The organism is Sulfitobacter marinus, from assembly GCF_900116285.1.
Taxonomy (GTDB): Bacteria; Pseudomonadota; Alphaproteobacteria; order Rhodobacterales; family Rhodobacteraceae; genus Sulfitobacter; species Sulfitobacter marinus.
The window spans coordinates 18,319-27,276 of sequence record NZ_FPAJ01000011.1 but is presented as its reverse complement, the minus strand read 5'-3'; the positions used below and the strand labels follow the sequence as shown (position 1 = coordinate 27,276).

Here is an 8,958-nt window from a genome sequence, read left to right as displayed (position 1 = left end):
AATGATAGCTTGAGGCAGCGCGGATCGTTAGCGATCTGGTTTGATCCTGAGATGACTTGGGCACCGCCGCCGACCGGCAGGCGTGGTCGCCAATGCAAGTTCAGCGATGCCGCGATCCAGACCTGTCTGACCATGAAAGTTTTGTTTGGGATGCCCTTGATACAAACAACCGGCTTTGTTCAGAGCCTGTTGCAGATGGTCGGCCTGGATTGGGATGTGCCCGATTACAGTACGCTGTGCCGTCGCCAGAAGTCTCTGAACGTGAAACGACCCTATCGCGGGTGAACCGGGCCGCTGAACTTGCTCATTGATAGCACAGGCATCAAATCGGAGGGTGAAGGCGAGTGGAATGCCCGCAAACATGGCGGGCCGAAACGCCGGATTTGGCGCAAGATACATATCGGGATCAATGAAGAGACATTGGAAGTGCGGGCTGTGGAGATCACCACCAGCAATATAGGTGATGCGCCGATGCTGCCGGAATTGCTCAGCCAAATTCCACCAGATCAGGACATTGGATCAGTGACAGCCGATGGGGCATACGACACTCGCAAATGTCACGAGGCGATTGCAGCAAGAAATGCCCATGCAGTGATCCCACCACGCAAGAATGCTAAGCCTTGGAAGCCGACGAGCGCCGGAGCTATTGCCCGAACCGACGCAGTTAATGCGCAGCGATACTTGGGTCGTACCTTGTGGCGACGCTGGAGCGGATACCACCGAAGAAGTTGCGTCGAAACCAAGATGCACTGTTTGAAACTGATGGGCCAATCGCTCATGGCACGGAACTTCGACAGGCAGGTTGCGGAAATCCAAATCCGTATCGCCGTGCTCAATCGCTATTCTGCGCTTGGCATACCTGTCACTGAGCCCGTAGGCTAAATCCGTCTGGGGTAAGGGGAGGAACGCCCTTCACCCGATTTGTGCAACAAAGCCACGTTCACTGGACAGAAAAGGTGCAAGAAATGTTGAAGTGCATCAAAGACCACAGCCCAGTGGAAAACGTTGCAAAGATCTAGGGCGGCACCTGCGGATTTCACGAAGCTGCGATCATTTGTAATTCGTGAAAATGTTCTGTGAGGTGGTAAATATGCTGTTTGCAAATTGCCTGCGCCTTAGCCACGTCTCGAACCGTGCAAGCCTCAAGCATCTCGGTGTGTTCCTGCATGGACCGTTCAAGGCTGATCCCGCTGATGGTGAACAAATGGGTGCGCAGCGCCATGAGCGGACCAATCGTGGTTTCATACGACTTGATCATCGAGCTGTTGCCGCTGTGTGCGATGACAGAGCGGTGAAACAAAAGGTCGCCGCGAGAATAGTGCTTTGTGTCAGCGTCTTTTATGGCCTCCTGCATGTGGCTTATTCCGTTCTGCATGCCGATCAAGAGGCCAGCGTGGTTGTTTCTAACGGCCAATTCGAAACAGGCGACTTCCAGAATGCTGCGATGTTCACAAAGGTCTCGGATTACGCATTCGTCGGGTAAAAATACAAATGACCCACGCTTGGGAAAAACCCGCACAAGACCTTCAATTTGCAGCAGCACCAATGCTTCGCGGACGGGGGACCTGCTGACTTGATACAGATCGGCCAGCTTTTGTTCGGACAGCTTTGTGCCAAGCGGAAACGCCCCGAGAATGATCGCTTCGCGGATCTTTTCTGCGGTTATCTCGGTTACAGATTTTTGTATTGGAGGTTGTGTCATATGCCTGCGGACTTTGATCTAAATACGTTTTCTAGCTCAGTTTTCTACCATGGTAGATTATTGTTGACCAGTCGAGGGGAAATGTAACATGGTAGTTTACGACTCTATGGGGGCGAGTTTTAGGACAATGTGGGATGTGTATGCGGCAACTGGCTCTACTATAAGTCAGCCGGGGGAAATGTTGGCGGGCCTTAAAGAGATTGTTGGTGAGTCACAGGTCTTGATGGGCGATGCAGTTGCGGCTGCGCCTTATTGCAAAGATTGGACGGGGCAATTTGCTGGAACACCGATCGCAGTTGTGCGGCCTGAGAGCACAGCGCAGGTCGCTGCAATCGTAAAGCTGTGCCATGATCACGGTACCCCAATGGTACCCACTGGTGGACGGACGGGACTTTGCGGTGGCGGTGTCTCAATTGGGGATGGCGACAGCATCGTTATATCGCTTGAGCGGATGAACGCGGTCCGCGCTGTGGATGTTGGCGCACGTAGTATCACGCTCGAAGCAGGTGTTGTCTTGCAGGCCGCGCAGGAACAGGCACGCGAACAAGGTCTTGCGTTTCCTTTGACCTTTGGCGCGCAAGGAAGCGCCATGATCGGTGGCGTGCTTTCGACAAACGCTGGTGGGTCTAACGTCGTGAAATACGGAACAACGCGTGAGTTGTGCATCGGGATTGAAGCCGTCTTGCCAGACGGGTCGATCATTGATGGTTTGACCGGGCTGCGCAAGGACAACACCGGATTTGATCTGAAGGACTTGCTGATTGGGGCGGAAGGAACTTTGGGCATTATCACGGCTGCGGTGTTCAAGCTTTCCCCACTGCCACGCGTTCGCACGACAGGTTTTCTGTCTTTGGCGTCCGTTGCGGATGCGCCAACAGTTCTGAACGCCTTGCAAGATCGAACGGGTGGCGCGGTCGAGGCGTTTGAGTATATGCCAGCGGCCGCTGTTGAAGTGATCTGTCGAGAGTTTCCGAAGACACGCCGACCGTTGGATGCGCCAGCAGAAACGGGGTTGTTTTTCGAGGTTGCGTCATCGCGTCCGGATGATGCCGAGGCTGGCGAAGATGGCGATACACGCCTGCAAGGTCTGGTCTTTGAAGGACTTGAAACACTGATGGCAGACGGTATCGTCCTTGACGCCATGATCACGCAATCCGAACAGCAACGGATTGATCTATGGACCATGCGGGAGTCCATTCTTGAGGCTATTACGGCAAACGGTCCCGCCTATCATATGGACATCGCACTGCCGTTGGCGTCGGTCGCTGAGTTTGTCACGACCATGGATTCCGCGGTGGCGGACATGGGATTTGTGCCGCTGACCGTCGGGCATCTGGGGGACGGAAACCTGCATTACGCATTGAGTGCGGCGGAAGGTAAGAACTGGACTGACTTACCTTTGACCCGTGCAAAAGAACAGGCTTTCGCGCTTTTGATGCGTTTGAACGGATCGTTTTCCGCCGAACACGGGATTGGCCAAAGCAAACTGGACGTAATGCGAAACCTCAAACAAGCCAGCCAACTGGACGCGATGCGCAAGATCAAACAGGCGTTGGATCCAGACGACCTAATGAATCCGGGAAAGTTCATACCAAAGGAGAAATCATGAAAGATTCTTTCATCAAAGTAGTTGGAACAGCACTCGCGCTCGGGCTGGCAATGCCAGCCAGTGCGCAAGCACTGTTCGATGGGTGCCCGTCAGATCAGATCCTTGCGCGGTTCGTGGAATTTGGACGCACAGGTCAGATGCCGCCGGATTTAGGACGCTGGCTCAGCACGCCGGACGCTCAGTTCGTTGAGCCTTGGGCACCCTTTGACAATGTCGATTATGTGGGCATCTGTTGGGTGTCAGCTTGGCTGGTGCATACGGATGACGGCACGGTCCTGATTGACACCCTCTACGGTCCGTTCACTCCGATGCTGCTGGATAATATCGCCAAGACGGGCACCGATCTGGCGGATATCAAATACGTACTGATGACCCATGGGCATTTTGATCATGTTGCTGGCGCAGCTGCACTCAAACCGCTCTTGCCAAACGCGACGTTCGTAATGACGCAAGGTGGCTGGGACGAGGCAGTTGAGTCGTCTCAGGCATCACAGGCTGGCCCGCGCGCTTGGGACATGATCGAACCGGAAATGGTTGTGGCGGATGGGGATACTATCACATTAGGCGACAATGTCTTTACGGTTGTAGAAACACCCGGTCATACGTGGGGGACTGCGTCTTACATGTATGATGTGGCGGACGGCGATGAGACTTACCGCGCGATTACGATTGGCGGTTTGGGCCTAAATGCCATCGAAGGGCCGCCTCAGGTAGAGGCCTTTATCGAGAGTTTGGACCGTGTGCGGGCACTAACGGAAGCGCAGGACATGGGCATCGACGTTCATTTGACCACACATGGCTTTTCTAACGGCCTTGACGAAGATCGACAGGCAATGGCTGCGCGGGCAGCGGGAGAGCCCAACATGATGATCGATCCGGACGGGCTTTTGGCACAAATCGAAACCTTGCGCACAGGCGCAGTGGAGCGGTTGGCTATTGAAAACAACCAATAGCGATAGACGGTAAATAGGGAGGAAAACCAATGAAATTTACGTCAACACTCAAGGCAGTAGGTACTGCGGCACTTATCGCATTTGGCGCACCTGTAGCGGCGCAAGACTGGGAGCCGAACGGACCTGTTACAATCGAGATCGGCTTTGGGGCCGGGGGGTCGACTGACACGATGGGTCGGGTTCTGGCCGAAGTGATGAAAGAACAAACCGGCTGGAATGTGATCGTCGAAAACCGCCCAGGCGGCGGTGGTGTGGCAATGTTCACCAGCCTGTCTCAGCGCCCGGTGGATAATCAGACCATCGGCATGGGCGTCGGTATTCCAGTGTTGGTGCAGCTGGTTCAGCGTGGTGACGAGTTGCCTTTCGATATTGACAGTTTCGATTATCTAGGCACGATCGCCAAGGCCGAACTGGCACTGGTGGCCAGCGCAGATGCTCCGTTCGATACCTTGGAAGAAATGATCGCCTATGCCGAGGAACAGGGAGACATGCCGCTGGCGACAATGGCACCTCCGCAAGTGCTGATGATGAACGCCACGACTAAAGCGTCTGGTGTCGACTTTAATCTCGTAACTGCGGATGGCGGTGCTGAGGTTATTCGCCTTATCTTGGGTGGTCAGGTTCTTGCGGGTTTCGCCTCAGGCGAGCATTTCCCCTACCTTGAATCTGGCGACATGAAGGTTATCGCCAGCGCAAACCAATCGCGCCTAAGTTATGCGCCAGAAACACAGACGTTCATCGAATCCGGTGTGGATGCTTACGTCGATGCGGTGTTCTTCTTGGCAATGAAAGCGGGAACCGATCCTTCTGCAACTGCAGCTATTGCCGCCGCAATTGATGAGGCTGTCCAGTCACCCGAGATCGCGGAAATCGTGCGCAACGCGGTGCAGGGTGATCCGATCAACATGGGTCCAGATGGCGCCCGTTTGATGATGGTCGATGGTTTGGAAAACGCCGAACGGCTTTTCGCCAATTAAAATTGAATGCCCCGCTACATCATTGGTGGGGCATTTTTCAAGGGTAGGGAGGCCCGAGCATGAGCAATATGACTGACCGGATATCTGGTGCGTTCTTTCTTGTTTTCGGGTTAGCGATGTTTTTCCTCGTCATCCCTGAATATGTAGAGGACCCGCAGGGCGGCAACTTGTCCCCAAAGACCATGCCGAATATCGTCGCATGGGTTTTGGCGATCTGCGGTGGTTTTTTGGCCCTTCGCCCGACGAACCACGCGGCTCCTGATGCCCGTTTTTTCTTAAAAACAACTGCTTATGTCGCGATACTTGGCGGTGCCATTTATGCGATGTCTTTGGTCGGGTTCCTCTATGTGGCACCCGTTTTGGCGCTGGTCCTGATGCTGATGATTGGCGAGCGTCGCCCGCTTTGGTTGGGGGTAGGGGTTGTTCTCATGCCCGCTGCGATCTGGTTTCTTGTCACGCAACTTCTTGAACGGGCCTTGCCCGGATAGGACGCCACTATGGTCGATTTTTCAATAATTCTGGCAGGTTTTGGGGATGTTTTCACACCCTTCAATCTATTGTTCGTGGTATTCGGTGTTGTGCTTGGACAGTTTGTCGGAGCCGTACCAGGGATCGGACCTGTGATGGCGATGGCGATTGCCATTCCGTTCACCTTCGGGCTTGATCCTTTGCCCGCCATCGCTTTTTTGGTTGGCGTCAACAAAGGCGGGCTTGTCGGGGGGGCGGTGCCTGCGATCTTGATGAATACGCCCGGTACGCCTGACGCCGCGGCAACCGCCATGGATGGCTATCCTTTGACGCAGCAAGGCAAACCCCTGAAGGCCACTAAGATGGCGCTGTTTTCGTCGATCACGGGCGACACATTCAGCGATATTGTTCTAATTACAGTTGCCGCACCGCTGGCGGTTTTGGCGCTCAAGATGGGTCCGGTAGAGATCGTGGCGCTTATGATTTTTGCCTTCTCGATCATATCCGGCCTGATGGGCGAATCCCTGATCAAAGGGGTCATTGCAGCGGCCTTGGGTTTAATGATTTCCTTCATTGGAACCGACCCAGAACATTTCACCCCGCGCCTTATCTTTGGCTTTTGGGATCTGTTTGACGGGTTGGCTCTGCCGTCTGTTGCGATCGGAATGCTGGCCATTTCGGAAATTCTGCGGCGGATGGCCGAAGGGCGCGGGACCGAGGGACAAGGTATTTTGGTCCCTGATACGGGAAATCCTGAAGATCGCCGCGTCTCTTGGGTCGAGTATTGGGCCTGTCGCTATACGATGTTGCGCGGTGCCACGATTGGCACCATTCTCGGCGCTTTGCCGGGCATCGGATCAACCGCAGCCGCTTTCATATCTTATGCGATGACAAAGGCCGCGTCGAAAGAACAGGAAAGTTTCGGCAAGGGCAATCTGCATGGCATCGCAGCGACCGAGTCCGCCAATTCCGCTGTGGTTGGTGCTAACATGATTCCGTTGTTGACCCTTGGTATTCCAGGGAGCGTCACTGCCGCGCTGATCATCAGCGCATTCATGATCCACGGGATGCAGCCCGGCCCGCTCCTTTTCCAAAACCAAGGGCGGCTGGTCTATGGCCTGTTCGGCGCGATGATCATGGCGAACTTCATAAACCTTTGGGTTGGGCAGGCGGGGCTGCGGCTTTGGGTTAAAGTCGTTTCCGCACCTAAAGCTGTGATCTTTTCCTCTGCACTGCTGCTGTGTTTTGTCGGGGTGTCGATGGCGACAAACGGGCTTTTTGGTGTAACCGTCATGCTGATTTTCGCCGTCTTCGGCTTGCTGATGCACAGCTTTGGCTACTCGATGGTCATCTTCATCATCGCCTTCTTCCTCGGGCCACAATTTGAAAAATCGCTATCGCAAGCGATCGCTTTGCTGAACGGTAATTTGCTGAACATTTACACAAGCCCTGTCGCTGTTGCGCTTTTGGTCTTGTCGGGGGTGTCGGTCTTCTGGTTTCTTTCGAAGCGTACAAATGAGGAGGCGGACACGACCAATCTGGGCGTGCCTGATGGCGAAACCCTGGATCAGAAAAACCCGTAATGTCAGACCCGAAAAATATCCTGTTCATCATGTTCGACCAACTGCGGTGGGATTATCTAAGCTGTTACGGTCATCCGCATTTGCACACGCCGCACATCGACAGGCTGGCCTCGAAAGGCGTGCGGTTTGACCGGGCCTATATCCAGTCGCCCCTGTGCGGGCCCTCGAGGATGTCGACCTACACGGGACGATATGTGCACAGCCATGGGGCCTCTTGGAACAACGTGCCTCTCAAAGTCGGAGAGCGCACGATGGGGGATCATCTGCGCAATTTGGGCATGGAGTGCTGGCTGGTCGGCAAAACCCATATGAAAGCCGACGCCGAAGGAATGGCACGTTTGGGCCTTGAGCCCGACAGCGTGATTGGCGCACGAGTGTCTGAATGTGGATTTGACGTGTTTGAACGCGATGACGGGATGCGACCAGAAGGACCGGATGGGTTTTATGACGATGGAGGTGCGCTCAAATATAACGCATACCTACGCGGCAAAGGGTACGAAGGAGACAACCCTTGGCATGATCACGCAAATTCCGCCAATGACGGGGCGGGGAATGTGCTGTCGGGCTGGTTCATGGAAAACAGCGACAAGCCGGCGAATATTGCGGAAGAGGACAGTGAGACTCCATATCTAACCCGCCGCGGGATGGAGTTTATCGAGAGCCGTGGTGATGCGCCGTGGTGCTGCCACCTATCCTACATCAAGCCACATTGGCCCTACATCGTGCCTGCGCCCTATCATGATATGTACGGCCCCGAACACTACCTGCCCGTGGTGCGGAGCGACGAAGAGCGCGACACGAACCACCCCGTTTTCGGCGGGATGATGAAGGCTCCCGTTGGACAGGCGTTTTCTCAGGATCAGGTGCGCGATAAGGTTCTTGGCGCATACATGGGGTTAATTAAACAATGTGACGATCAGATGGGCGTGCTGTTTGACTGGCTCGAAAGCACTGGCCGGATGGAGGACACGATGATTGTCGTGACTTCGGACCACGGTGACTATCTCGGCGATCATTGGCTGGGCGAAAAGACGTTCTGCCATGATACGTCGGTTCGGGTGCCGATGATCGTTTATGACCCGTCAGCCAAAGCCGACGTGACCCGTGGCACTTCATCCGATGCGTTGGTTCAGCTGATCGACCTCGCGCCGACCTTTGTCGACGTGGCCGGCGGCAATATCGCGGACCTTGATCATGTGCTAGAAGGGGCGTCGCTGTTGCCTTTACTGCACGGGGAAGATCAAGGACGCGACTACGCATTTTGCGAATACGATTATTCAATGACGCCTCTGGCCAAACGTCTTGATCTGGACACTGCCGAGGCGCGTTTGTTTATGGTGACCGATGGGCGCTACAAACTGGTTGAGTTCGGCGGGGGCATCCGACCCATCTTGTTCGATTTCAAAAACGACCCCGATGAGCTGATCGATCTGGGCGAAAGCGTCGACTATCAAGAAGACGTCGCTCGCCTATCCGCGGTGCTGGATACCTGGGCGCGTCGCCCCTCTCAGCGCACCACGATCACCAACGAAACGTTGCGCCAGAACCGAACCCAACGCAGCACCAAGGGAGTCATTTTGGGAGCCTACGGTGAGGGCGACGCGGACGCCGACCTCACCGAAAAATATCGCAATCGCAGGGCTCCCCCGGTACGGGGTCACTAGCT

The 8,958-nt window shown here is 54.9% G+C and carries 7 protein-coding genes and 1 pseudogene; 7 read left to right on the top strand and 1 reads right to left on the bottom strand.

Annotated features, from left to right (window positions below; genetic code table 11):
* Positions 1-882: pseudogene (locus BM347_RS17310) on the top strand (IS5 family transposase); the annotation flags it as partial.
* A 154-nt stretch (positions 883-1,036) separates the two neighbouring features.
* Here the strand turns inward: BM347_RS17310 and BM347_RS17305 are convergent.
* Complete coding sequence (locus tag BM347_RS17305) at positions 1,037-1,702, bottom strand: GntR family transcriptional regulator (RefSeq protein ID WP_093917755.1); 666 nt, start codon at positions 1,700-1,702, stop codon at positions 1,037-1,039.
* A 178-nt stretch (positions 1,703-1,880) separates the two neighbouring features.
* Here BM347_RS17305 and BM347_RS17300 point away from each other — a divergent pair, with 178 nt between their 5' ends.
* Genes BM347_RS17300 through BM347_RS17275 form a run of 6 tightly spaced genes read left to right on the top strand, consistent with a single transcriptional unit; the run spans position 1,881 to position 8,956 of the window.
* A complete protein-coding gene (locus BM347_RS17300) occupies positions 1,881-3,311 on the top strand; it encodes an FAD-binding oxidoreductase (RefSeq protein WP_175498615.1) in 1,431 nt (476 codons plus the stop codon).
* A complete protein-coding gene (locus BM347_RS17295; RefSeq protein WP_093917753.1) occupies positions 3,308-4,264 on the top strand; it encodes an MBL fold metallo-hydrolase in 957 nt (318 codons plus the stop codon). The genes BM347_RS17300 and BM347_RS17295 overlap by 4 nt, the downstream gene beginning before the upstream one ends.
* A gap of 29 nt (positions 4,265-4,293) precedes the next feature.
* On the top strand, positions 4,294-5,241 hold the full coding sequence (locus tag BM347_RS17290; protein ID WP_093917752.1) for a Bug family tripartite tricarboxylate transporter substrate binding protein: 948 nt from the start codon (positions 4,294-4,296) through the stop codon (positions 5,239-5,241).
* Between the two features lie 59 nt (positions 5,242-5,300).
* On the top strand, positions 5,301-5,729 hold the full coding sequence (locus tag BM347_RS17285) for a tripartite tricarboxylate transporter TctB family protein (protein WP_093917751.1): 429 nt from the start codon (positions 5,301-5,303) through the stop codon (positions 5,727-5,729).
* Between the two features lie 9 nt (positions 5,730-5,738).
* Complete coding sequence (locus BM347_RS17280) at positions 5,739-7,292, top strand: tripartite tricarboxylate transporter permease (RefSeq protein ID WP_093917750.1); 1,554 nt, start codon at positions 5,739-5,741, stop codon at positions 7,290-7,292.
* Complete coding sequence (locus BM347_RS17275; RefSeq protein WP_093917749.1) at positions 7,292-8,956, top strand: sulfatase-like hydrolase/transferase; 1,665 nt, start codon at positions 7,292-7,294, stop codon at positions 8,954-8,956. Before BM347_RS17280 ends, BM347_RS17275 begins: the two co-directional genes overlap by 1 nt.
* Positions 8,957-8,958: the final 2 nt, after the last annotated feature.

What these genes read in the sequence shown, in the direction of transcription:
- BM347_RS17305 (WP_093917755.1), bottom strand. Translation starts at nt 1,702, where the DNA reads ATGACACAACCTCCAATACAAAAATCTGTAACCGAGATAACCGCAGAA.
- BM347_RS17300 (WP_175498615.1), top strand. Translation starts at nt 1,881, where the DNA reads ATGTTGGCGGGCCTTAAAGAGATTGTTGGTGAGTCACAGGTCTTGATG.
- BM347_RS17295 (WP_093917753.1), top strand. Translation starts at nt 3,308, where the DNA reads ATGAAAGATTCTTTCATCAAAGTAGTTGGAACAGCACTCGCGCTCGGG.
- BM347_RS17290 (WP_093917752.1), top strand. Translation starts at nt 4,294, where the DNA reads ATGAAATTTACGTCAACACTCAAGGCAGTAGGTACTGCGGCACTTATC.
- BM347_RS17285 (WP_093917751.1), top strand. Translation starts at nt 5,301, where the DNA reads ATGAGCAATATGACTGACCGGATATCTGGTGCGTTCTTTCTTGTTTTC.
- BM347_RS17280 (WP_093917750.1), top strand. Translation starts at nt 5,739, where the DNA reads ATGGTCGATTTTTCAATAATTCTGGCAGGTTTTGGGGATGTTTTCACA.
- BM347_RS17275 (WP_093917749.1), top strand. Translation starts at nt 7,292, where the DNA reads ATGTCAGACCCGAAAAATATCCTGTTCATCATGTTCGACCAACTGCGG.